The following is a 24412-nucleotide window of genomic DNA, read 5'->3' as shown; positions in this document are numbered from 1 at the left end:
GTTTTGGAGTTGCTCTAGGATCGACCGGCCGTCTTTTGCGCCAGCGGCACGAGCGCCGACAGAACCGCATGAAGCTCGGTCTTGCCTTTCCTTGTTTCACCAGCACCTTGCTCGACGTCGATGCGGCCGGCGTTGTGCGCATCGAAGAGATCGGCGACGAGCCTTGCGTAACTTAGGCTCAAGCCGCCCGCCGTCAGGATCGGGATCCAGTCCTGCCTTGGCATTTCCTGGGCGACGATTTCACGGCCTGCCGTCGCGCTCAGTGCCTCGGCTACGTCAAGGACGCTGTAGCACCGGGGGCCTTCAGCGTGGACAATCCGTGGCGCATCGCCGCCGCACGACATAAGCAAGTCGGCCGCAATCAGCCCCACATCGCCTGCCGCGACGGTGGGAAACGACTTGGATAGAGGATGATGCAGGCTGCCAAGGATACCGGTCTGCAATGCCCGGCCGATGATGCGGCTCCAGTTCTGCATATGCTCGGCCGAGCGCAGGAAGGTCAGCGACGCGGGGAGCGTTCTCAATCTCGCTTCCAGATGGTGGAAGGCGAGCGTGATGCCGGTGCCGGTGGGCAGCTGCGCGCCGTAGTCGGAGATCGCGAGCAGGTGCGCGGGGCGGGTTTGTGCAAGCGCCCTGGCAACCGTGTCGATAGTGGCCTTCATCCCGGCCAGAGCATCTTCCGCCTGGACGAGGGTGGGGCAGATCACCTGGACCGCCGAGGCTCCTTTTGTTGCTTCGACAAGTGCCGGTCCATCCGAGACGTCGGCGACGGCTATTTCGCAACCCAGAGCGCGAAGGTCATCGGCCTTGGCCAGGTTGCGAACAACCGCCCTGACCGGGAGGCCATGTTGACGAAGCACGCCGATCGTTGCCCGCCCAATTTTCCCCGTGGCGCCGAGAATCACGAACATCTGCATCTCCTTTTGTCATCGAGTACTGGATGCCGGATCGGAGAGGGTCAGTCGCCCCGATAGGGACGACGGAGCGCACAAAAGGACGATAGGATGGTGTTTAACGCCGGAGGCGGGCAAGCGCCGCCGGGGTGATGCCTAGAACGCGCTTCATGCTGCGAGCCATATGGCTTTGGTGCGCGAAGCCGGCCTCCAGCGCGATCTGGCTGAGCGGTATCTTGCCCTGGTCGAGCAACTGGCGGGCGCGTTCGACACGCCGGTGAATGACATATTGGTGGGCAGGCATTCCGAAGCTGCGGCGAAACAGCGCCTTGAGATGCGAGACGCTGATCGCCGCCACCTGAGCCAGCTCATCCAGAGAGAGATCCTGGTCGAGATTGGCTTCGATGAAGTCCTGCAATCTGCGCTTCTGGCCAGATGATAGCGTCTGTCCCGACGGAACCTGCCTTATGGAGGCACCTTGAACCAGTTGCACGGCCAGCGCCCTTGCCAGGCTTTCGGAATAGAGCCGGTCCGATGGCCCGTCGGGGCTGAACCCGCTGGCCAGCGCCCAGGCGATGTGTTCGATCTTCGGATCACGGCGCTGGAATTGCGGTTCGACGACCAGCCGGTCCGGATCGATCTCCAGGTCGCGTGCAGCCTGGCGGACCAACCCCGGATTGATCCACAAGCGCAGGATGGTGCAGTCCGCGTCGTCTTCCCAGTCGCCATCCAATCCGGCGGGCACGATATCGATGTCGCCATGCGCCTGGACGCGCCGGTGCTGCCTGCCGTCGCAGCGGCACGAGGCGTTGACGGGTGGCCCGACATGGATGCCGAGGCGATGATAGGGAGAGGCCGGCACATAGTAGTTCAGGCCAGCTGTGATTCTTCGATGTTCGACTTCGACGCCGATCGTTTGGAGCCATGTGCCCGGCATTGTCCTGGCCTCGCCTTCTCTTCGACCAATATCATATCGGATCGAGGGGCCGAATTAACAGGACGCGGAGGCCGAAACCGATTGTGGCATGAATGCGGCATTCAGTTGCGGTTCAGGTAACATCTCATATAAGCTTCGATGCAAAGGGCGAGAATGCCTTGCAAATTTGAACAGAGGCGGTGTGTGAACACCGGAATTGCAATGTGGAAGTCTGTCGTTGCCGCCATCGCTTTGCTGGCCCTGGGCGGTTCGGCTTTCGCCGCCAGCGCGATCAACAGGGACGCTCAGACGCGGACCCTGGTCGTGACCGAAGGCGGCGCCAAGAGCGAGCTGACGCTTGCCGCCGGCGAGACGGTGGAGTTCTGCTCGAACGGCTGCTTCGTCACCCTGCCCAATGGCGACCTCGAAGCCCTGACCGGGTCGGAGACGGTCGAGATCTCGGGCGGGGCGGCCCGCATCAAGTAACTCTCGCCACGAGTTGGCGCCGCAAGATTGGCAAAGGCCGGACCGATGTCCGGCCTTTTATCGTTTCCAGTAGCCGTCGCTTAACGACGACGCCCGAAAAACCGGTATGACCGCGCGCTGCAACCGGGCGTTTAACGTTCGCTGCGTCATCCCCGGCTATATCTGACCCCGAGGACGCCGGAACACGGCGTGGGTTGAGTTGGCGCATGGTCCCTTCCGAGAGTTCCGGGATCCTGCGCTCGATCGGGGCGGGACAATGGACGCGAGGTCGGACAGGAACGCAATTCCGCTTGCGGTCGATCTCGACGGCACGCTGATTGCAACGGACCTTCTATGGGAAGGCCTGTTCATCCTCCTCAAGAAGAACCCGCTCTATGTCTTTCTCCTGCCGTTCTGGCTGACCGGCGGACCGGCCCGGCTGAAGCAGGAGATAGCCAGGCGCGTCGACATCGATCCGGCCTCGCTGCCTTACCGCCAGGGCCTGCTTGACCGCCTGCGCGCCGAGCATCGGGAGGGCCGCAGGATCGTGCTGGCGACGGGAACGCCGCGTAAGTTCGCGGAGGCGATCGCGGCGCATCTCGGCATTTTCGATCATGTGCTGGCGACCGACGGTCCGCACAACATGACGTCGGCTAAGAAATGCGCCGCACTTGTCGCCGCCTATGGCGACGCGGGCTTCGACTATGCCGGCAACAGCCGCCACGACCTCAAAGTGTTCGACGCCGCGCGCAACGCGCTCGTGGTGGCGCCCGACCGCAGCGCCCGGCGCTGGCAGGCGGCGCATCAAGCCGAAGCCATGCCCGCGCCGAAGCCGACACTGAGGACCTACGTCAAGATGCTGCGCATGCATCAGTGGCTGAAGAATTCGCTGATCGCCGTGCCGATGGTGCTGTCGCACGAATATTTCAACCCGAACATGATCTGGCAGTGCCTGCTGGCGTTTGTCTCCTTCAGCGCCGTGGCGTCCGCCATCTATATCCTCAACGACTTCTTCGACCTGGCGCTTGACCGCAAGCATCCGACGAAGCGCAATCGGCCTTTCGCCAGCGGCGCGCTGTCCATCCCGTTCGGCCTCGGCGCGATCGCCGCGCTGCTCGCGATCGGCATCGCCGCCAGCCTGTTCCTGCCGATCGAATTCCTTGGCGTGCTTTTGGGCTATATGGCCGTCACCACCGCCTATTCGCTGTCGTTCAAGCGCATGCTTCTGGTGGACGTGCTGACGCTTGCGGGCCTCTACACGATCCGCGTGCTGGCGGGCGCGGCAGCCACCGGCGTCGACGTCTCCTTCTGGCTGCTCGCCTTCTCGATCTTCTTCTTCCTGTCGCTGGCACTGGTGAAGCGCTTCGTCGAGCTGCGCACCACGGCCATTCCTCCGGGCGAGCGCATTGCCGGCCGTGGTTATCGCACCGAGGACCAGGAAATCGTCGCCCAGGCCGGCATGGCGTCGGCCTTCTCCTCGGCGCTGGTCCTGGCGCTCTATATGGACAGTCCAGCGGTGCGCGAGCTCTATCCGCATCCGTGGCTGATATGGCCGCTGGCGCCGATCGTGCTTTACCTCACGATGCGCGTCTGGATCCTCGCCCGGCGCGACGAGATGCATGACGACCCGGTCGTCTTCATCATCCGCGATTGGCGCAGCCAGATCGTCGTCGCCATCGGCGCGGTCTTCCTCGTCGCCGGAGGCTGGTGATGGGGCAGGAGCGCCTCGGCAGCTTCGGATTGGCGACCCCGCCGGCGCGCAAGGCGATCCCGGCGGACGAGGCGATAGCCTTGCTGAAGCGCGGCGAGGCGAAAGCCGGATCGCTGCTCGGCTACGGCAATGGCCGCTCCTATGGCGACAGCTGCCAGAACGATACCGGCATGGTGGTCGACATGCGGCCGCTCAACCGCATCCGTTCCTTCAACGCCGAGACCGGCGTGCTGGAAGCCGATGCCGGCACGCTGCTTTGCGACATCATCGCGCATGGCGCACCCTATGGCTTCTTTCCGGCCGTGGTTCCAGGCACGCAGTTCGTCACGCTGGGCGGTGCGATCGCCAACGACGTCCATGGCAAGAACCACCATAGGCGCGGCACCTTCGGTTGCCATGTCGAGGCCTTGACGCTGCTTCGGTCCGATGGCCGAACCTATCGCTGCTCGGCGACCGACAATGTCCGCCTGTTCGCGGCGACGATCGGCGGCATGGGGCTGACCGGGCTGATCCTGTCGGCATCGATCAAGCTGATGCGCGTGCCCTCGCTCGACACAACGGAAAAGGCGACGCGGTTCCGCGATCTCGGCGAATTCTTCGATCTTGCCGAGGCTGCCGACCGGGCCAACGAATATGCCGTCGCCTGGATCGATCAGCTTGCTGGCGGCCATGGACGCGGGCGCGGGCTCCTGTTCACCGGCAATCATGCCGAGCACGGCTCGCACGCCGCCGCACGTGCCGGCAGCCGGCTTTCCGTGCCGCTGCAGCCGCCATTCAATGTTCTCAACCGGCCCTTCCTCACCGTCTTCAACACGGCCTATCGCTGGAAGAAGGGCAAGTCCGCGGCTCCGCACCAAACAGGCTATCAGGGCTTCTTCTTTCCGCTCGACGGCGTCCGCGACTGGAACCGGCTCTATGGGCCGCGCGGGCTTTTCCAGCACCAGAGCGTGGTGCCGGAGGCAAATGCGCGCCACATCGTGCCTGCGCTGCTCGAGGCGGGGCGGCGGGCAGGGCAGGGGTCGTTCCTCACGGTGCTCAAGCGCTTCGGCGATGTCCGCTCGCCGGCGCTGCTGTCGTTCCCGCGGCCCGGCTACACGCTGACGCTCGATTTCCCCAACCGGGGCGAAAGGACATTGCGGCTGCTCGCCGAGCTCGACCGCATCGTCGTCGAGGCGGGCGGCGCGGTGAACCCCTACAAGGACGCCCGGATGGGGCCTGAGACATTTGCCGCGTCGTTCCCGCAATGGCAGCGGCTGGAGGCGCTTCGCGACCCGGCTTTCATATCGAGCTTCTGGGCGCGTACCGCAAAGAGACTGGAGATCGGAGAAGGGAGAGCTGAAGCTGCGGAATAGATAAAAATCGAATAAATCATGGTAAATTAAGTGTTACGCCATGGTTTACTCAAAATACCGGTCCGGCTTCACGAAATATTTGCAGGTTTGTAATAGGACCGCCCAAGGGGCGGGTGGCAACAATGAAATATATAATCTTCATTCTCTTCACGGTCATGACCAATGCCGCGGCACAGCTGATGCTGAAGCAGGGCATGATGTCGATGGGGCCGATCTCCTTCGAAGGCGTCAATCCGCTCGTCAAGCTCTTGCAGATCGTGTTCAGCCCGTGGGTGTTCCTCGGCCTCTGCACCTTCGTCATCTCGATGGCATCGCATCTTTATGTGCTGTCCAAGGTCGAGCTCAGCTTCGCCTATCCGTTCCTCAGCCTCGCCTATGTCGCCGTGGCGATCTTCGCCTATTTCGTCTTCCGCGAGGACCTCAATGGCTGGCGCATCGCCGGCATCGCTTGCATCTGCGTCGGCACGATCCTGATCGCGCAGAGCGGCCGGGAGATGGGCGGCCGCGGGCATGAGGACCAGACCGCTTCCATCACTCCCGACAAGATCAGCACAAGCGAGATCGTTCGATGAGACATGTGATTTTCGGCGGCGACGGCTTCGTCGGCCGTCGCCTTGCCCCCAAGCTCGCCGCCGATGGCGAGACCGTCGTCGTCGCCGACATCGTCAAGAGCGACCTGCCGCATTACCGCTCCATGCGCTTCATCACCTGCGACGTGACCGATCCGGCGTCGGTCGCGGCGGTGGGGCTCAAGGCCGACGACGTGGTCTACAATCTCTCGGCCAAGATGCTGTCGCCGATCCAGGTGCGCGCCAAGCGGCACGATTTCTTCTTCCCGGTGAATTTCCACGGCACCGAGAACATCATGCAGGCGATGGACAAGGCCGGCGCCTCGAAGCTGGTCCACTACACGACCGACATGATCTACGGCCACACGGTGGTGCTGCCGATGACCGAGGACCATCCGGTCTCGCCGCTGGGCGAATACGGGCTGTCGAAGCTCAAGACCGAGGAGCTCGCCGCCGAATGGCGCCAGCGCGGCATGTCGATCTCGCTGTTCCGGCCGCGCCTGATCATCGGCCCCGGACGCCTCGGCATACTGGAAAAGCTGTTCAAGCTGATCGACTGGAATCTTCCGGTGCCGATGATAGGCTCGGGCAGGAACCCTTATCAGTTCATATCGGTGTTCGATTGCGCCGAGGCCGCCCGCGCGGCCTGGAAAGCCGGCGTGCCGAACGAGGCCTATAATCTCGGCTCGCTCAATCCGCCACCGGTCAAGAAACTGCTCGGCGACCTGATCCGCCATGCCGGCTCGAAGTCGATCCTGCTGCCGACGCCCGGCTGGGCGGTCAAGCGCACGCTCGACCTGCTCGACCTCATGAACATGCCGATCATGGATCCGGAGCAGTATCTGATCGCCGACGAGGAATGCGTGCTCGACGTCTCCAAGGCCGAACGCCAGCTGGGCTGGGTGCCGCAATATCGCGACGAGGACATGCTGATCGCCGCCTACAGCGAATACCGCGCCAAGAAGGACGGCCACGCCGTCGCCACCGAACACGTGCCTGCCGAATAAAGCGCGAAGGGGAGATTTTCAGATGACCGTCATGGCCAAGCCGGAACAGACAGGCACGCGCACGCTGGTCGACGCGCCGGCGCTTTCGCCCGCAGCAATCGCCAAGCCCGAGCTGATCAGCGTCGAGCAGGCCAAGGCGATGGACGTCGCCCGCATCACCGACCTGTTCAAGGCGCATCTCAACCCTGGGCAGCTGCATTTCATGAAGCTGCTCGGCTTCCACAAGATCAAGATCGAGCGCGCCGAGGGCATGTTCTACATCGACCAGAACGGCCGCAAGATCCTCGACTTCTTCGGCGGCTTCGGTTCGCTCGCCTTCGGCCACAACCATCCGCGCATCCTGGAAGCCCGCAAGAAATTCCAGGAGGAGAAGCGCCAGGAGATTGCGATTGCCTTCATGTCGCAATATGCGGCGGCCCTTGCGCACAATATCGCCAAGTGCTCGCCGGGCGACCTCGACATGGTGTTCCTCGGCTCGTCCGGTTCGGAGGCCATGGAAGCGGCGGTGAAGCTCGCCGAGCGCGCCGCCGGCCCGAAGCGGCCGAAGATCGTCTATGCCGAGAATTCCTTCCACGGCAAGACCAAGGGCGTGCTGGCGATCACCGACGGCCAGCTCTACCGCGCCGACTTCAAGGTGGCGGATAATGTCGTGCGCGTTCCCTTCGCCGACATCGACGCCGTCGAGCGGCTGTTCAAGAGCGATCCCGAGATCGGCGTGATCGTGCTGGAAACCATCCAGGGCGGCGGCGGCATCATCCAGGCGCCCACGCAATATTGGCAGAAATTGCGCGCGCTTTGCGACCAGTATGGCGTGCTGTGGGTCGCTGACGAAGTTCAGTGCGGCTATGGCCGCTCCGGCCGCTTCTATGCCTTCGAACACTATGGCGTGGTGCCGGACGTGACGGCGCTGGCGAAGTCGCTGGGCGCCGGCAAGGCGGCGGTCGGCGCGATGATCGCCAGGCGCGACGTCTACATGAAGGCTTATGGCACGCCGAAGACGGCGATGATCCACGCCATGGCGACCTTCGGCGGCATGGGCGAGGCCTGCGTCACCGCGATCGAGGGCATCAACGTGCTCTATGACGAGGGGCTGATCGACAACGCGGCCTCGACCGGCGGGTACCTTCTGCAGCGGCTGCGGGCGCTCAAGGAGAAATATCCGAAGATCATCAAGGATCTGCGCGGCAAGGGTTTCATGATCGGGCTCGAGTTCCACGATTTCTCGCAGACCCTGCCGATGGTGCTCAGACCGGTGGTGAGCGTGCTCGACGACAAGCTGAAAGGCTCGCTGTCCGGTTTCGTCGGCTCGCTGCTGTTGCGCGACTATGACGTGCTCGTCGCCTTCACCGAATACAACCGCAACGTCATCCGGCTCGAGCCGCCGCTGATCTGCCAGCCAGAGCATGTCGACCGCTTCGTTGACGCCTTCGACAGCCTGTTGTCGCGCGGCATCGTGGCGATCGTGAAGGATTTCGTGAAAAGCCAGGTCGGCAAGTAGGGGCCGCCGGCATGCTGACCAGGCCGTCCGCTCCGACCAATCCGCTGGAACGGTTGACCGGCGCCGGCCTGGCGTGGGGCGAGGGGGCTTACGCGAGATGGGCGGCATCGATCGGGGCGATCGCCTTCTCGCTCTATGTCCTGCTGACCGCTGCGACCGCCTGGTTCATGCCCGACGCCAACTGGGACATGCTGCCCTATCTGGCGATCGCCGAGGAGGGCGCCTATCCCGATCCGCAGGTGCTGCATGACTATGCCTACAGCACAGTCAAAGCCGGCGTGTCAGCCGGCGATTACAAGACGCTGACCGACGACAGCGGCGGCTTCCGCAGCCACATGGCGGAGAACGCCGCCGATTTCCATTCGCTGCTCGGCATGTACCGGATCAAGTTCCTCTATGCCGAGATCCTGTCCAGCCTCAGTCATGTCGTGTCGCCGGTCGAGGCGATGCGGCTGGTGCAGGTGTTCTCCGTGCTGCTGTTCGGCGCCATCACGCTGGCCTGGCTGCGCGCGGAAGGCGCGCTGGCGCTGGCGCCGGTCGTCGGCGCGGTGCTGATCATGGCCGATTTCGGCGATGCGGCGCGCGCCTCGACGCCCGACCTTTTGTGCTCGGCGCTGTTCCTTGGCGGGACCTTTGCCTATGTGCGCAAGCGCGAGGCAGCGACGGCGGTCCTGCTTTTCCTGGCTTTCATGGCCAGGCCCGACAACATCGTCTTCCTCGCCATTTTCGCGGTGCTGCTTATCGCTTTCCGCGAGAGGGCATGGGGCGCGCTGGTGGGCTTTGCCGCCTCTTTCGTTGCCTATTTCGCCATTTCCCATTGGGCGCAGCATCCCGGCTGGTGGCCGCATCTTTGGTTTTCCAGCATCGAGCAGCATTACAACATGGACGGGTTCGAACCGCCGTTCTCCGTGGCCGCCTATCTGAAGGCCTTTGCAGCGTCGGTGGTGCGCGCCATCAGCGTCAACAGCTGGGTCGGCGTCGCGGTCCTGGCGCTGGCCGGCTGGTTCGGCTTGAGCCGCGTCGGCTTCCGGCTCGACCGCCGCGCCGGCGTCCTGCTGGCGGCGCTCGCGCTCGGCGTGCTGGCGAAATTCGCCGTCTTCCCGATCCACGACACCCGCATCTATTTCCCAAATCTTCTCCCGCCCTTCCTGCTGCTCGCCGCGCCGCTGATGGCGCTCTGGGGAGCGGCGAGCAAAGGCGGGCGCCGCGCCGCGCTGCAGGTCATTTCCGGAGACAAGTCATGAGCTCGGTGTCCAGCTTCGCGCGCGTTCTTCTGTCGCTCGGCCTGCCTGTGGGCCTGCTCGATCGCGGGCCGGCGTTGCGCGGCACGAAGTTCCTTGCCAAGGCGGCGCTCAAGGCACGTTTCGGCGGCAATGGCCGGCCGTTCCAGATGGTCAATGTCGGCGCATGCGACGGCGCGCTGTTCGACGACGTGACGCCGTGGCTGCACAGCATCCGCGGCGCTCGCGCCATGCTGGTCGAGCCGATCCCCTACAATCAGAAGCGGCTGCGCGCCAACTATCCTGATACCGATCGCTTCATCATCGAGCCGGTGGCGGTGACCAGGGCCAAGGGAACGATCACCGTCCATACGTTCGACGCCGCCGCGCTCGAATCCGGCACACTGCCGATCGAGTTCATCGGCTGCTCGTCGGTCACCGACACCAATCTGATGTCGGGCAAGAACGCCTGGGGCGAGGCCGATGCCAACTTCAACAAGTTCGCGCCGCATCTGAAGGACATCGAGGTGCAGTCGGAGACCTTGCAGACGCTGCTCGACCGCAACGGCATTGCCCATATCGACGCTTTCCTGGTCGACTGTGAAGGCGCCGACTGGATGGTGTTCGAGCAGCTCGACCTCGAGCGTTACCGTCCCGGCATGATCAAGATCGAGGTCGGCGCGCTGCCTGCCGCCGAGATCGGCCAGGTCGTGGTCAAGCTCAAGACCGCCGGCTACCAGGTCGGCTTCCAGGCCGAGGACATCTGGGCCTTCGCCTAGAGCGGTTCAGCCTTTCACGGAATCGCCGAACCGCCCTAAGCCTTTGTTTTTACGCAATTCCGGACGGAAAACCGTTTCACACTTTTCCTGAAATTGCTCTAGTTTCCCTGCAACGGCAATCGAAACCCAATTGTCGTCCTGGCCGGATGCGCTTGACAAAACGGCGGCGGCTCGCTCAACTTGAGCCATTCACCAGGGGAGTCCCGGCAAGGGGCTGAGATACTGCTGGCTTTCGCGGCGCAGTGACCCGTTGAACCTGATCCAGTTCATACTGGCGTAGGGACGGTGCAAGCGCTTTGCGGGAATCCATGCCCGAAGACCTGTCTTAGCAGGTTCACCAAGGCGGCTTTTCATCCTTCCGGCACAGAACTGGGTCTCCAATGCAGATGAGCAAAGGAGCCTCAAATGAATGCCTTGACCCCCACCGTTTCGACGGGACCATTGCCCGCCTCGCGGAAAATCCACAGGACCGGCATTATCCATCCGCAGATCAGGGTGCCGATGCGCGAGATCAGCGTGCACCCGACAGCCGGGGAACCGCCGGTGACGGTCTACGATCCGTCAGGCCCCTATACCGACCCCGCGGTCGAAACGGATATCGAAAAGGGTCTTGCCCGCCTTCGGCAGGACTGGATCGCCGCGCGCGGCGATGTCGAAGCCTATGACGGCCGCCACGTCAGGCCCGAGGACAACGGATTTGCGACCGGCGAACGGCTGACGCCGGAATTTCCAGTCCGCAATCGTCCGGTGCGGGCGAAGGCCGGCAAGGCGGTGACACAGCTTGCCTATGCGCGCGCCGGGATCGTCACGCCCGAGATGGAATTCGTGGCCATCCGCGAGAACCTTGGCCGCGAGATGCTGCGAGGCAGGCTGCAACAGGATGGCGAAGCGTTCGGCGCGTCGATACCGGACTTCGTCACGCCGGAATTCGTGCGCGACGAGGTGGCGCGCGGCCGCGCGATCATCCCAGCCAATATCAACCATCCCGAGAGCGAGCCGATGATCATCGGCCGCAACTTCCTGGTGAAGATCAACGCCAATATCGGCAATTCCGCCGTCACCTCCTCGATGGCTGAAGAGGTCGAAAAGATGGTCTGGGCGATCCGCTGGGGCGCCGATACCGTGATGGACCTGTCGACCGGCCGCAACATCCACAACATCCGCGAATGGATCGTGCGCAACGCGCCGGTGCCGATCGGCACCGTGCCGCTCTACCAGGCGTTGGAGAAGGTGAGCGGCATCGCCGAGGACCTCAGCTGGGAGGTCTATCGAGACACGCTGATCGAACAGGCCGAGCAGGGCGTCGACTATTTCACCATCCACGCTGGCGTGCGGCTGCATTACATCCCGCTGACCGTCGACCGGGTCACGGGCATCGTTTCCCGCGGCGGCTCGATCATGGCCAAATGGTGCCTTCACCATCACCGCGAGAGTTTTCTCTACGAGCATTTCGAGGAAATCTGCGACATCGCCAGAGCCTATGACGTCTCCTTCTCCCTCGGCGACGGCCTTCGCCCCGGTTCGATCGCCGATGCCAACGACAAGGCGCAGTTCGCGGAGCTGGAGACGCTCGGCGAGCTGACGAAGATCGCCTGGGCCAAGGACTGCCAGGTGATGATCGAGGGTCCCGGCCATGTTCCCATGCACAAGATCAAGCAGAACATGGACAAGCAGCTTGCCGTCTGCGGCGAGGCGCCTTTCTACACGCTTGGGCCGCTGACCACGGACATCGCACCGGGCTACGATCACATCACCTCCGGCATCGGCGCCGCCATGATCGGCTGGTTCGGCACGGCCATGCTCTGCTATGTGACGCCGAAGGAACATCTCGGGCTACCGGACCGCAATGACGTCAAGACCGGGGTGATCACCTACAAGATCGCCGCGCATGCAGCCGATCTCGCCAAGGGACACCCAGCAGCGAAGGTCCGCGACGACGCGCTTTCGCGGGCACGGTTCGAGTTCCGCTGGGAAGACCAGTTCAACCTGTCGCTCGATCCCGAGACGGCGCGCTCGTTCCACGACGAGACCTTGCCCAAGGAAGCGCACAAGGTCGCGCATTTCTGTTCGATGTGCGGGCCGAAATTCTGCTCCATGCGCATCTCCCACGACATTCGCGCGGAAGCGCAAAAGGAGGGGATGGCGGCTATGGCGGAGAAATATCGCGCGGGCGGCGATCTCTATATGCCCGTCGAAACGCCCGGAGTGGAAGAACAGGCTTTGGCGCGAGATGATCGGGAGACGCGCTGAGCCATGCGCCGTGTCCTTGTCAAAGGCGCCGGTGTGGCAGGTCTCACCGTCGCCCACGAATTGGCCGCGCGGGGTGCGTCGGTCACGGTTGCCGAAATTCGGAGCCAGATAGGCGGCAAGGCCTCCTGGCTAGCCGGTGGCATGCTGGCCCCCTGGTGCGAGCGCGAAAGCGCCGAAGAGGCGGTTGTCACGCTCGGCAAAACTTCGGCCGAGTGGTGGGACAGGACACTGCCCGGGGTCGTGACGAGGGCCGGCACGCTCGTCGTCGCCCATGCGCGAGACGCCTTGGAGCTTGCCCGCTTTGCGACCCGTACGCGTGACTATGAGGCCGTCGACGAAGACGCGATTGCCGCCCTTGAACCAGACCTTGCCGGTCGGTTCCGCAAGGGCATGTTCTTTGCCGGCGAAGCTCATCTCGATCCCCGCCGGGTTCTCGAGGCGCTCGCCGGCAAACTGCGCGCCATGGGTGTCGCCTTCCTCTTCGAGGCGGGCGAGATCGCTCCTTCCGGCTTTGATCAGGTGATCGATTGCACGGGGATCGCGCAGGCCGAGGACGATTTGCGCGGTGTGCGCGGGGAAATGCTGATCCTGCGCACGCGCGAGGTCTCGCTCGCTCGGCCCGTGCGCCTGCTCCATCCGCGTCATCCGATCTACATCGTGCCGCGGGCCGATCATCACGTCATGGTCGGCGCGACCATGATCGAAAGCGACCATAGCGGACCGATCACCGCCCGTTCGCTGATGGAGCTCCTCAACGCGGCCTACGCACTTCATCCGGCGTTCGGTGAGGCCGAAATCGTCGAGACAGGCGTGGGCGTTCGCCCTGCCTATCCAGACAATCTGCCACGGGTGAAGCGTCGGAAGGACGGCACGATCACGGTCAACGGCCTCTACCGGCACGGTTTCCTGCTTTCGCCGGCCATGGCGGAACAGGCTGCCGGCCTTCTCTTCAATTCAACCACCGACCTGGAGTCTGACAATGAAGCTGATCGTCAACGGCGAAGCGCTTGAGGCCAAGGCGGCGACGCTCGACGCCCTTTTGAAGGAGCTCGACTATGAGGGCAACTGGCTCGCCACGGCGCTGAACGGGGATGTCGTGCCCGCGGCCAACCGGGCGGAATTTCGATTGGCCGACGGCGACCGGATCGAAATCCTTTCTCCCATGCAGGGAGGCTAGCCGATGTTCGATCTGCTCGGAACGAAGCTTGCCTCCCGGCTGCTGCTGGGCACCGCCCAATATCCATCGCCGGCGATTCTTGCCGAAGCTGTCAAGGCGTCGGGCACCTCGGTGGTGACGGTCTCGCTGCGTCGTGAAATGGCCGGCGGCAGGGCCGGCGAGAAATTCTGGTCGCTGGTCAACTCGCTCGGTGTGAGGATCCTGCCCAACACCGCCGGCTGCCATTCGGTCAAGGAAGCCGTGACGACCGCGAAGATGGCGCGCGAGGTCTTCGGCACGTCCTGGATCAAGCTCGAAGTGATCGGCAACCACGACACGCTGCAGCCGGACGTGTTCGGCCTGGTCGAGGCCGCGCGCATCCTTTGCGAGGACGGCTTCAGCGTGTTCCCCTATACCACCGACGACCTCGTCGTCGCCGAGCGGCTGCTGGGGGCAGGCTGCAAGGTCCTGATGCCGTGGTGCGCGCCGATCGGCTCGGCGCTCGGGCCGGTCAACATCATGGCGCTGCGTTCGATGCGCGGGCACTTTCCCGACGTTCCGTTGATCGTCGATGCGGGGCTCGGACGGCCGTCGCATGCCGCAACGGTGATGGAGCTCGGCTTCGACGCCGTGCTCCTCAACACAGCGGTCGCAAAGGCCGCCGATCCGGTGTGCATGGCGCGGGCTTTCAGCAAGGCGGTCGATGCCGGCCGCGAAGCGTATGGTTCGGGCCTGCTTGAGCCGCGCGACGTCGCCGTTCCGTCGACGCCAACGATCGGCAGGGCGATTTTTTCATGAAGCTCGATCCGTTCTACCTGATCGTCGACAGCGCTGCCTGGATCGAGCGGCTGGTGCCGCTCGGCGTCAGGCTGGTGCAGCTCCGCATCAAGGACATGGACGAGGGCAGGCTGCGTATGGAAATCCGCAAGGCAAAAGCCTTGTGCGCCCGGCACCATTGCCAGCTCATCATCAACGATCATTGGCGCCTGGCGATCGAGGAGGGCTGCGACTTCATCCATCTCGGCCAGGAGGATCTGCAAACCGCCGAACTCCCGGAGATACGGGCGGCCGGCATCAGGCTCGGACTGAGCACCCACGATCATGCCGAACTGGAAACGGCCATGTCAGCCAAGCCCGACTACGTCGCGCTGGGTCCCGTCTACCCGACCATCCTGAAGAAGATGAAATGGGCGCCGCAGGGGCTCGAAAGGGTTCGCGCTTGGAAGGACGCTGTCGCACCAATTCCGCTGGTCGCCATCGGCGGCCTCAATCCCGAGCGGCTCGACGGCATTTTCGAGGCCGGCGCCGACAGCGCCGCGGTGGTCACCGACATAACGTTGAATCCCGATCCCGAGGCGCGCACCAGGGAATGGATCGAAAAGACGGAACAATGGCGCTGAACCGGGACCCGCATGTACTCGTCGTCGGCGGATCGGATTCCAGCGGCGGCGCCGGGATTGCGCGCGACATCGAGACGATCACCGCCATCGGCTTGCGCGCTTGCGTTGCCGTCACCGCGGTGACGGTGCAGACACACCAATCCGTCACGGCAATCCACCATATGCAAGCCGGTCTGGTCGCCGATCAGATGCGCGCGGCGCTGCGGGCCAACAAAGTGTCGGCGATAAAGATCGGCATGCTTTCGACGGGACGTGTCATCGCGGCGGTTGCTGCCGTGCTCAGCGAAAATTCACGCATTCCGGCAGTGCTGGACCCGGTGCTGGCGTCCTCGTCGGGCAGGGCGCTGCTGGAACCGGGCGCGATCGTGGTCTTGAAGCGCGATCTCATGCCGCTTTGCCGTCTCGTCACGCCGAATCTCGTCGAGCTGGCGGTGCTGACCGGATCCGATTTGGCTTCGGACGACGATGATGCGCTGCGGCAGGGGAGGCAATTGCTTACGGAAGGGGCGCAGGCGCTGCTCATCAAGGGCGGCCATGCCGTGGGACCCAGATCGACGGATATCCTGTTGAGTGGCGGACAAGAGCTTGTCCGCCTCGACATGCCCAGGCTTGCCGGATCGATGCGCGGAACCGGCTGCATGCTGGCGAGCGCGATCGCGGCGCATCTGGCCGGCGCGAAGCCGCTCGAGGACAGCGTGCGGGAAGGCAAGCGGCTTGTCTTCGAGAAGCTCCTGCAGTGTGTTGAGCGCGACGCAAGTCCCGAGGCATGAGGAATTCACCACTCTGTCGCAGCCTAGGCAAGCCCGTTCGGTCGTCAGGGTCGCTCGGCATTTTCCTAATGTCGCAAACAGGCTTCAATCACCCTACCGCTCGGCCCTATAGTCCGCCGGCTTTACCACTTTGGAGTCGCGGGCAATGGCAGAGTTTCCGAAAAAGGCGAAGGTCGTCATCGTCGGCCTGGGCGGTATCGTCGGCGCGTCCGTCGCCCATCACCTGATCGAGCGCGGTTGGGACGACATCGTCGGCATCGACAAGTCGGGCATCCCGACCGATATCGGCTCGACGGCGCATGCCTCGGACTTCTGCTACACGACCAGCCATGACTTTCTCTCCTGCTGGACGACGCTCTATTCCATCGATTTCTACGAGAAGATGGGGCATTACGCGCGTGTCGGCGGTCTCGAAGTGGCGCGTGTCGGCGACGACGGCCGCATGGACGAGATCAAGCGCAAGGTGGCCTCCGCCAAGGCTTTCGGCACCCGCGCGCGGCTGATCGAGCCGGCCGAGATCAAGCAGAAATTCCCGCTGATCGAGGAGCATCTGGTGCAGGGCGGCCTGTGGGACCCGGATGCCGGGCTCGTTATCCCGCGCTCGCAGACGGTGGCGGGCAAGCTGGTCGACCAGGGCGTCGCTTCCGGCAAGCTGCAGGCTTTCGCCAACACTTCGGCCAAGGAACTGATCGTCGAGAACGGTCGCATCAAGGGCGTGGTGACCGAGCGCGGCACGATCGAGGCCGACTATGTCGTGGTCTGCACCGGCATCTGGGGCCGGCTCACCGCGGCGCTGGTCGGCGAGGACCTGCCGGTCATGCCGATCGACCATCCGCTCACCTTCTTCGGCCCCTACAACGAGTTCGCCGGCACCGGCAAGGAGATCGGCTGGCCGCTGCTGCGCGACCAGGGCAACTCGGCCTATATGCGCGACACCGGCGATCCCAAGACCGCCGAGGGCGGGCAGATCGAATGGGGCTATTACGAGGAGACCAATCCGCGTCTGTGTCATCCGCGCGATCTGCTCGAGAAGGACCAGGCACGGCTCTCGCCGTCGCAGCGCGACCTCGACATGGAGCAGATCATGGCGCCACTGGAGCGCGCCATGGAGCTGACGCCGATCCTTGGCGAGCTCGGCTACAATGAGGGCCACTCCTTCAATGGCCTGCTGCAGGTGACCACCGATGGCGGCCCTTCCATGGGCGAAAGCCAGAAGGTGAGGGGCCTCTGGTACGCCGTCGCCATCTGGGTCAAGGACGGCCCGGGCATGGGCAAGCTGATCGCCGACTGGATGACCGACGGTCGCACCTCGATCGACCATCACCAGATCGACTATTCGCGCTTCTACCCGCATCAGACGCAGGAGCAGTTCATCTGGGATCGCTGCACCGAGACGGCGATGAAGGTCTACAATCCGGCGGTGCATCCGCGCGAGCCCTTCTCCAAGGGCCGCAACGTCCGCCGTTCGCCGTTCTGGGAGCGCGAGAAGGAGCTCGGCGGCTATTTCATGGAGCTGGGCGGCTGGGAGCGCGCGCACGGCTATGCCGCCAACGAGCACCTGCTGGAGAAGTATGGCAACCGCGTGCCGGTGCGCGAGAACGAATGGGACAACCGCCATTTCTGGCGCGTCTCGAATGCCGAGCATCTGGCGATGAGCGAGGATTGCGGCATCGTCAACCTGTCGCATTTCTCGATGTATGACGTCGAAGGCCCCGACCATGTCGCGTTGCTGGAATGGCTGTGCGCGGCCAAGATCGGCGGCGACAACAATATCGGCAAGGGCATCTACACCCACTTCCTCGATGAGGAAGGCATGGTGCGCGCCGACTTCACCGTCATCCGCATGGCAGACCGCTGCCGGGTGATCGACGGCGCCGACGCCGGCCCGCGCGACTTCCGCTACATGCAGCGCACCGCGCAGGACAAAGGTTTTGACGCCACCGTCACCGACGTCACCGAAAAATACGTCACCATCGGCATCTGGGGGCCGAATGCGCGCACGACCTTGCAGAAGGTGGTCGAGAACCCCGAAGGCCTGACGCCGGAGAATTTCCCGTTCGCGGCGATCAAGCCGATCCGCATCGGCGGCAAGGACGTCACCGCCTTCCGCATCTCCTATGTCGGCGAGCAGGGCTGGGAACTGCATATGCGCTACGAGGACGGCCTTGCCGTCTGGGACGCGCTGCGCTCGACAGGCGTGATGCCGTTCGGCGTCGAGACCTATGCCAACACGCGTCGCATGGAAAAGAGCCTGCGCCTGCAGAACGCCGATCTTCTGACCGAGTACAATCTGCTCGAGGCCGACCTTGCCCGTCCGAAGGTCAAGGACAACGACTTCTGCGGCAAGGCCAAGCACCTGGAATATCGCGCCCGCGAGCACCAGCCGGCGATGCTGTGCACGCTGGTGATGACCGAGAACACCGATGCCAAAGGTGTCGCGCGCTATCCGGTCGGCATTATGCCGGTGCAGGATCCCGCGACCGGCGAGACGCTGGTCGACGCGCTCGGCCGCCGCTCCTTCACCACCTCAGTCGCCTACGGCCCGACGATCGGCAAGAACATCGCGCTCGCCTATCTGCCCTGGGCCTATGCCCAAGAAGGCCGCAAGCTGCAGGTCGAGTATTTTGGCGAGACCTATCCGGTCGAGGTGGCGGGTGTCGGCTACAAACCGCTCTACGACCCGGAGAACCTCAAGCCGAGAAGCTGAGGATCGCGGACCCAGAAAGATGCAAAAGCCCGGCTTCGGTCGGGCTTTTTTCTTTTGCGCGGCAGGATTCTCGCATAGCGTCTGCACCAGGCGGAGTGGGTAGCTTGCAACGGTTCGGCTGGGACAGGAAGAACGACGCGTTCGTCTTCACGATGACGGGGAACATTCCCGTCCATGTCAGCTGGACCTTTGCCATTCCCGCCGCCCTGCCGTTCCTGCATGAGTGGTCGAGGCGTCCGCAGGCCGCGCTGACCCATACCCTCATCCTTGCCGCGGTGCTGTTCCTGTCGGTGTTTCTGCATGAGCTTGCCCATGTCTGGGCGGCGCGACGGCAAGGCATCAGCACCCAGCGGATAGACCTGTACCTCTTCGGCGGAATTGCCTGGTTCAAACCCGGCGCGGCGGCTTCGCCCCATGGCTGGGCGTGGATCGCGTTCGCCGGGCCATTGGTGAATGTCGTCCTGGCGGCAGGCTTTGCCGTCGCCTACTACCTTTTTGCCCGGTCATTGTTGCCTGCCGATCCGGACGGGCTTTTCAGTTCGCCGCCTCCGAGACCGGACACGCTTCTTGAGTGGGCGCTTTGGCTTGGCGCTTTGGTGAATGCGGTTTTGGCCATCCTCAACCTCCTCCCGGCCTTTCCGCTCGATGGCGGGGCGATCGCCAGGCATCTGCTTGTGCCGCGCTTCGGCGCGGATACCGCCACGCGGATCGTCGGCTTCTGCGGCGTCGTGCTTTCGATCCTGCGTTTCGCGGTCATCGTGCCAGCGGCAATAGCGGGAATTCTTTTATGGATTCCGCCTTCCTTCAGGCCGAACTGGCGAGCCTTTCGCGCTGCCGGCAATAAGAAGCCCGTTCCGCAGCATCCGGCTTGATGTGCGGGAGGCCAGCGGCTTATGTGGCCCATCAGAGTCCGCGAAAGCCATACGCCCCATGCGCATCCTGTCCGACGCCTTCATTCCCGAACTGCCCAATCGCTACAATGGCAAGGTGCGTGAAAATTACGATCTGCCGGACGGGCGCCGCATCATCATCGCCACCGATCGCCTGAGCGCGTTCGACACGATCCTGGCCTCGATCCCGTTCAAGGGGCAGGTCCTCACCCAGACGGCGCGCTACTGGTTCGAGGAAACCGCCGACATCTGCCCCAATCACGTGCTGGAATATCCCGACCCCAATGTCGTCGTCGGCAGGCGGCTCGACATGTTGCCGGTCGAGATCGTAGTGCGCGGCTATCTGGCGGGGACCACCAGCACCTCGATCCTGACCAAATACCGGAAAGGGGAACGGAGCTTCTATGGCCACAGCTTTCCCGACGGGCTGCGCGACAATGAAAAGCTGCCGCAAGCGATCATCACCCCGACCAGCAAGGCCGCGAGCGGCGGCCATGACGAGCCGCTATCGGAAGCCGAGATCATCGACCAGGGGCTGCTTACGCAGGCGCAGTGGGACACGGTATCGCGCTATGCGCTGCAGCTGTTCGCCCGCGGCCAGCAGCGCGCCGCCGAACGCGGCCTGATCCTGGCCGACACCAAATATGAATTCGGCACCGCGCCGGACGGCACTATTGTGCTGGCGGACGAAATCCACACGCCCGACAGCAGCCGCTACTGGATCGCGCAGAGCTATAACGAGGCCTTCGAAAGTGGCGGGCGGCCACAGAGTTTTGACAAGGATTTTATCCGTTCGTGGGTGTCGGCGCGCTGCGATCCCTACAAGGACCCGATTCCGCAAATTCCGGACGAGATCATCAACCAGGCTTCGGCGGTCTATATCCAGGCCTACGAGGCTATCACCGGCGCGAAATTCGTGCCCGACCTTTCAGGAGATACGGTGCTGGAGCGCATCCGATCAAATCTCGCGCGGTATTTTTAGGAAGGTCCCGCCGCCGGCAGAATCCGATGTCCCGGTTTCCCGGCTTTTGCGCTCGGCGATTTTCGCCTAACCTTCCCTCATGTCTGCTTATGCCCGTGCAAGGCATATCGTTTCAACCGGTGCCGTCCTGGCGTTGGCGCTTTGGCTGACGCCGGCAGCATCTCCCGCCGAACCGGTCGATGTCGAGCTGGTGCTGGCGGTCGATGTCTCGCTTTCGATGTCCCCGATGGAGCTGGAGATCCAACGGCACGGCTACGCGGCGGCGCTGACGCATGACAATGTGCTGAAAGCCATCGCCGACGGCGCCTATGGCAAAATCGCCGTCACCTATGTCGAATGGGCAGGCACGACCTGGCAGCGCGTCATCGTGCCGTGGACGGTGATCGCCAACCGCGCCGACGCCGAGAGGGTTGTGGCTCAGTTGAATGCGCGTCCGCCGGACAGCGCGCGGCGGACCTCGATCTCCGGCGCGCTGAGCTTCGGCAGCGATCTGTTCGCCGAGAGCGGTTTCCAGGGGACCAAGCGCGTCATCGACGTTTCGGGCGACGGGCCCAACAACCAAGGCGCGCCGGTCAATCTCACGCGCGACGAGGTGGTCAAGCAAGGCATCACCATCAACGGCTTGCCACTGATGACGCGCGGCGGTTTCAGCGGCGCCTTCGACGTCCAAAATCTCGACCGCTATTACAGCGACTGCGTCATCGGCGGACCAGGCGCCTTCATGATCCCGGTCAATGACTGGACGCAGTTTCCCGAAGCGATCCGCCGCAAGCTGGTGCTCGAGCTTGCCGGTCTGGCCTCGCCACAATGGGCGGCCGAAGAGGCCGCGCATCCGCGGGTCGTGCTCGCCGACGACAAGCCGGCAGCGGACTGCCTGGTGGGCGAGAAGATGTGGCGCAACCGCGGCTGGGGGATGCCGTAACGGATCGAAAAGCCCCTCCAAGCCCGCCGCCCGGCATTAGATCAGAATAACGAATCGTCGTCCTGATCCAACTCTTTGTTTGAGCCTGACCTCTTCCGAAAAGTCGGATCCACCTTTCGGAATCATGCTCTGGCTTGGACCATTGTCCGGTGCGGCTTCTGCTTCATTGACAAGCCTTTTGGCGTCTGTGAGACAATTTGCGCTCACAACACAAAAAGGGGAACCACAATGAAAAGAACCACCATTTTCGCGGCGGCGCTGACGGCGGCCGCGATGTTCGGCGCGCCGGCGATGGCCGCCACGTCGCTCACGATCGGCATCAGCGGCTGGACAGGCTTTGCGCCGCTGACTCTGGCCAAGCAGGCCGGGCTTTTCGAAAAGCACGGGCTCGACGTCACGCTCAAGAAGGTGCCGCAGGCGAGCCGCCCGCTGGCCATCGCCAGCGGCGATCTGCAATGCGCGGCGACCACGGTCGAGACCTGGATGGTGTGGAACGCCAGCGGCGTCACAACCAAGCAGATCTTCCAGCTCGACAAATCCTACGGCGCCGACGGCATCGTCGTGCGCAACGACATCAAGACCGTCGCCGATCTCAAGGGCAAGAACGTCGCCTCGTCCGCGCCCGGAACCTCACCCTACTTCCTGCTCGCGTGGGTGCTCAACAAGAACGGCATGTCGACCAAGGACGTCACTGTCGTCAATCTGGAGCCGGATGCGGCGGCGCAGGCCTTCCTCGCTGGCCAGAACGACGCCGCCGTCACCTATGAGCCGTTCATTTCGGCGGTGCGCGACAAGGCCGACCAGGGCCATATCCTGGCGACCACGCTCGACTATCCGATGGTGATGGATACGGTCGGCTGCACGCCGGACTTCCTCAAGGCCAATCCCGACGCCGCCAAGGCGCTGGCCGACAGCTATTTCGATGCGCTCGACATGATCAAGAAGGACCCGCAGAAATCCTACGAGATCATGGGCGCCGACGTGAAGCAGTCGGCCAAGGAGTTCGAGGACTCGGCCAAGTACCTGAAATGGGCGGACAAGGCAGAGAACAAGCAGTTCTTCACCAAGGATTTCCAAGACTTTTCCAAGACGGCCGCCGAGCTCTTGCTGCAGATGGGGCTGATCAAGGAAGCGCCGGATGTGACGACGCTTGCCGACACCAGCGCGGTGGCCAACTGATCGCCAGTCCATCTGTCGGCGGCTGCGATCGGCCGCCGTCATCTCTCCTGGAGCGGTTCACCGTTTCACCGAAACGGCGAACTGCTCCCTCTCTCGTTTGTTCGCAATTCCGGACGGAAAACCGCGTCACGCTTTTCCTGGAATTGCTCTAAAGGACAGGGCCTGATGCTGCGTCCCTTGCACCCCGTTCAGCCGGGCACGCGAACTGTGCTCGGCATCGCCTTCTTCGTGCTGTTCGTGGCCTTCTGGGCGTGGATCACGCTCGGCGGCCATGTGAACCGGATCTTCCTTGCCGATCCGCTGTCGATGCTGAAGGACGGCTGGCGGCTGCTTACCGAGGATCGTTTCTGGCTGGATATCCTGATCACGATCTGGCGCGTCTTCGGCGGCTTCGTGCTGGCTTCGATCGTCGCGGTGCCGATCGGCATTGCCATGGGCGCCTGGAAACCTGTCGAAGCCTTCCTCGAGCCCTTCGTGTCCTTTGCGCGCTACCTGCCGGCGTCCGCCTTCATTCCGCTGCTTATCCTGTGGGCCGGCATCGGCGAGCTGGAAAAGTTGCTGGTGATCTTTGTCGGCTCGGTGTTCCAGATCATCCTGATCGTGGCGGTCAAGGTGGGCAGCACGAGGCGAGACCTCGTCGAGGCCGCTTATACGCTGGGGGCGACCGACAACGGCATCGTCAAACGCGTCATCATGCCGGCCAACGCGCCGGAGATCGCCGAGACGCTGCGGCTGGTGCTGGGCTGGGCCTGGACTTATGTGATCGTCGCCGAGCTGATCGGCTCGTCGTCGGGCATCGGCTACATGATCATCAACAGCCAGTCGCGGCTGGCGACGGGCCAGATCATCTTCGGCATCATCGTCATCGGGCTGATCGGGCTTCTGTCCGACTTCGCCTTCAAGGCGCTGAACCGCTGGCTCTATCCATGGAGCCTGGCATGAGCAAGCTTCAGATCGAGGGGGTCTCTCGAACCTTTGCCGGGGTCGGGGGCGGGCAGCCGGTGCAGGCGCTGCAGCCGGTCGACCTCGCGGTCGCGGCCAATGACTTCATCACCATCCTGGGACCGTCCGGCTGCGGCAAGTCGACTTTGCTCAGGATCGTCGCCGGGCTGGAAGCGCCGAGCACAGGCCGCGTGCTGCTCGACGGCACGGCGGTCACAAGGCCGGGACCGGACCGCGGCATGGTGTTCCAGTCCTACACGCTGTTTCCCTGGCTGACGGTCGCCGAAAACATCGGCTTCGGTCTGCGCGAGCAAGGCCGGCCCGAGCGCGAGCGCAACGAGGTCGTCGCGTCCTACATCGATCTCGTCGGGCTGAAGGGTTTCGAGAACCATTGGCCGAAGCAGCTTTCGGGCGGCATGCAGCAGCGCACGGCGATCGCCCGCGCTCTCGCCAACGACCCGGAAATCCTGCTGCTCGACGAGCCGTTCGGCGCACTGGACAACCAGACGCGCGGGCTGATGCAGGAACTGCTGCTCGGCATCTGGGAGCGGCGCAAGAAAACGGTGCTGTTCGTCACCCACGACATCGAGGAGGCGATCTTCATGGCGTCGCGGGTGATCGTGATGAGCGCCCGGCCCGGCCGCATCAAGTCGGACGTGCCGGTCGACCTGCCGCATCCGCGCCACTACACGCTGAAGACCAGCCCGGAATTCTCCTCGCTCAAGGCGCAGCTCACCGAGGACATCCGCATCGAGGCGATGCGGACGGCACAGACGTAATCAACAGGGGCTTGATCGGAACCTT

At 63.6% G+C, this 24412-nt stretch carries 24 protein-coding genes and 1 riboswitch; of the genes, 21 read left to right on the top strand and 3 right to left on the bottom strand.

Features of this window, described 5'->3' with window-relative positions; translation table 11 throughout:
- Positions 1-14: 14 nt before the first annotated feature.
- Together RFM41_RS16740 and RFM41_RS16735 are read right to left on the bottom strand one after the other, a co-directional pair.
- Positions 15-911: an NmrA family NAD(P)-binding protein gene (locus tag RFM41_RS16740; RefSeq protein ID WP_320248324.1), complete on the bottom strand. Its 897-nt coding sequence runs from the start codon at positions 909-911 to the stop codon at positions 15-17.
- A 100-nt stretch (positions 912-1011) separates the two neighbouring features.
- Entirely contained in the window at positions 1012-1830 is an 819-nt protein-coding gene (locus RFM41_RS16735) for a helix-turn-helix domain-containing protein (protein ID WP_320248325.1), read from the bottom strand.
- A 201-nt stretch (positions 1831-2031) separates the two neighbouring features.
- Here RFM41_RS16735 and RFM41_RS16730 point away from each other — a divergent pair, with 201 nt between their 5' ends.
- From RFM41_RS16730 to RFM41_RS16695, 8 genes are all read left to right on the top strand, one after another.
- The gene (locus tag RFM41_RS16730; protein ID WP_027167119.1) at positions 2032-2295 is read left to right on the top strand and encodes a hypothetical protein; all 264 of its coding nucleotides are present in this window, start codon (positions 2032-2034) and stop codon (positions 2293-2295) included.
- A 256-nt stretch (positions 2296-2551) separates the two neighbouring features.
- A complete protein-coding gene (locus tag RFM41_RS16725) occupies positions 2552-3985 on the top strand; it encodes a UbiA family prenyltransferase (protein WP_320248326.1) in 1434 nt (477 codons plus the stop codon).
- Positions 3985-5337: an FAD-binding oxidoreductase gene (locus RFM41_RS16720; RefSeq protein ID WP_320248327.1), complete on the top strand. Its 1353-nt coding sequence runs from the start codon at positions 3985-3987 to the stop codon at positions 5335-5337. The genes RFM41_RS16725 and RFM41_RS16720 overlap by 1 nt, the downstream gene beginning before the upstream one ends.
- Before the next feature lie 122 nt (positions 5338-5459).
- Positions 5460-5909: an EamA family transporter gene (locus tag RFM41_RS16715; protein WP_320248329.1), complete on the top strand. Its 450-nt coding sequence runs from the start codon at positions 5460-5462 to the stop codon at positions 5907-5909.
- Positions 5906-6913: an NAD-dependent epimerase/dehydratase family protein gene (locus RFM41_RS16710; RefSeq protein ID WP_320248330.1), complete on the top strand. Its 1008-nt coding sequence runs from the start codon at positions 5906-5908 to the stop codon at positions 6911-6913. The genes RFM41_RS16715 and RFM41_RS16710 overlap by 4 nt, the downstream gene beginning before the upstream one ends.
- Positions 6914-6935: 22 nt before the next feature.
- Positions 6936-8411 carry an aspartate aminotransferase family protein gene (locus tag RFM41_RS16705; protein WP_430691525.1) on the top strand — a complete coding sequence of 492 codons (1476 nt, stop codon included), beginning with the start codon at positions 6936-6938 and terminating at the stop codon, positions 8409-8411.
- A gap of 11 nt (positions 8412-8422) precedes the next feature.
- Positions 8423-9655 (top strand): hypothetical protein, encoded by a 1233-nt coding sequence (locus tag RFM41_RS16700; protein WP_320248331.1) that lies wholly within the window; start codon positions 8423-8425, stop codon positions 9653-9655.
- Positions 9652-10410 carry an FkbM family methyltransferase gene (locus tag RFM41_RS16695; RefSeq protein WP_320248332.1) on the top strand — a complete coding sequence of 253 codons (759 nt, stop codon included), beginning with the start codon at positions 9652-9654 and terminating at the stop codon, positions 10408-10410. Before RFM41_RS16700 ends, RFM41_RS16695 begins: the two co-directional genes overlap by 4 nt.
- Positions 10411-10416: 6 nt before the next feature.
- On the opposite strand, the gene RFM41_RS16690 is transcribed toward RFM41_RS16695, so the two are convergent.
- On the bottom strand, positions 10417-10599 hold the full coding sequence (locus tag RFM41_RS16690; protein ID WP_320248333.1) for a hypothetical protein: 183 nt from the start codon (positions 10597-10599) through the stop codon (positions 10417-10419).
- Positions 10595-10711: riboswitch (TPP riboswitch) on the top strand. (Overlaps the previous gene by 5 nt.)
- Before the next feature lie 104 nt (positions 10712-10815).
- On the opposite strand from RFM41_RS16690, the gene thiC reads away from it, so the two are divergent.
- The 13 genes from thiC (at position 10816) to RFM41_RS16625 (ending at position 24387) form a co-directional block, all read left to right on the top strand.
- Complete coding sequence (gene thiC / locus RFM41_RS16685; protein ID WP_320248334.1) at positions 10816-12660, top strand: phosphomethylpyrimidine synthase ThiC; 1845 nt, start codon at positions 10816-10818, stop codon at positions 12658-12660.
- Positions 12661-12663: 3 nt separating this feature from the next.
- Positions 12664-13671 (top strand): glycine oxidase ThiO, encoded by a 1008-nt coding sequence (thiO, locus tag RFM41_RS16680; RefSeq protein WP_320248335.1) that lies wholly within the window; start codon positions 12664-12666, stop codon positions 13669-13671.
- Positions 13640-13837, top strand: coding sequence for a sulfur carrier protein ThiS (thiS, locus tag RFM41_RS16675; protein ID WP_320248336.1), 198 nt, complete (start codon positions 13640-13642; stop codon positions 13835-13837). Before thiO ends, thiS begins: the two co-directional genes overlap by 32 nt.
- Before the next feature lie 3 nt (positions 13838-13840).
- On the top strand, positions 13841-14614 hold the full coding sequence (locus RFM41_RS16670) for a thiazole synthase (RefSeq protein WP_320248337.1): 774 nt from the start codon (positions 13841-13843) through the stop codon (positions 14612-14614).
- A complete protein-coding gene (locus RFM41_RS16665; RefSeq protein WP_320248338.1) occupies positions 14611-15216 on the top strand; it encodes a thiamine phosphate synthase in 606 nt (201 codons plus the stop codon). The genes RFM41_RS16670 and RFM41_RS16665 overlap by 4 nt, the downstream gene beginning before the upstream one ends.
- Positions 15207-15986, top strand: a complete 780-nt coding sequence (locus RFM41_RS16660; protein WP_320248339.1) for a hydroxymethylpyrimidine/phosphomethylpyrimidine kinase — start codon at positions 15207-15209, stop codon at positions 15984-15986. The genes RFM41_RS16665 and RFM41_RS16660 overlap by 10 nt, the downstream gene beginning before the upstream one ends.
- A 145-nt stretch (positions 15987-16131) precedes the next feature.
- A complete protein-coding gene (locus RFM41_RS16655; RefSeq protein ID WP_320248341.1) occupies positions 16132-18693 on the top strand; it encodes a GcvT family protein in 2562 nt (853 codons plus the stop codon).
- A gap of 104 nt (positions 18694-18797) precedes the next feature.
- Entirely contained in the window at positions 18798-19565 is a 768-nt protein-coding gene (locus RFM41_RS16650; protein WP_320248342.1) for a site-2 protease family protein, read from the top strand.
- Between the two features lie 58 nt (positions 19566-19623).
- The gene (locus RFM41_RS16645; RefSeq protein ID WP_320248343.1) at positions 19624-20565 is read left to right on the top strand and encodes a phosphoribosylaminoimidazolesuccinocarboxamide synthase; all 942 of its coding nucleotides are present in this window, start codon (positions 19624-19626) and stop codon (positions 20563-20565) included.
- A gap of 79 nt (positions 20566-20644) precedes the next feature.
- Positions 20645-21487 carry a DUF1194 domain-containing protein gene (locus tag RFM41_RS16640; RefSeq protein WP_320248345.1) on the top strand — a complete coding sequence of 281 codons (843 nt, stop codon included), beginning with the start codon at positions 20645-20647 and terminating at the stop codon, positions 21485-21487.
- Positions 21488-21715: 228 nt separating this feature from the next.
- A complete protein-coding gene (locus RFM41_RS16635) occupies positions 21716-22666 on the top strand; it encodes an ABC transporter substrate-binding protein (protein WP_320248346.1) in 951 nt (316 codons plus the stop codon).
- A 165-nt stretch (positions 22667-22831) separates the two neighbouring features.
- Positions 22832-23608, top strand: coding sequence for an ABC transporter permease (locus RFM41_RS16630; RefSeq protein WP_320248347.1), 777 nt, complete (start codon positions 22832-22834; stop codon positions 23606-23608).
- Complete coding sequence (locus RFM41_RS16625) at positions 23605-24387, top strand: ABC transporter ATP-binding protein (protein WP_320248348.1); 783 nt, start codon at positions 23605-23607, stop codon at positions 24385-24387. The genes RFM41_RS16630 and RFM41_RS16625 overlap by 4 nt, the downstream gene beginning before the upstream one ends.
- Positions 24388-24412: the final 25 nt, after the last annotated feature.

Origin of the sequence: Mesorhizobium vachelliae, assembly GCF_033977325.1 — a bacterium.
In the GTDB taxonomy this organism is placed as follows: Bacteria; Pseudomonadota; Alphaproteobacteria; order Rhizobiales; family Rhizobiaceae; genus Mesorhizobium; species Mesorhizobium vachelliae.
The sequence above is the reverse complement of the archived record's forward strand: the minus strand, read 5'-3'. Positions and strand labels throughout refer to the sequence as shown.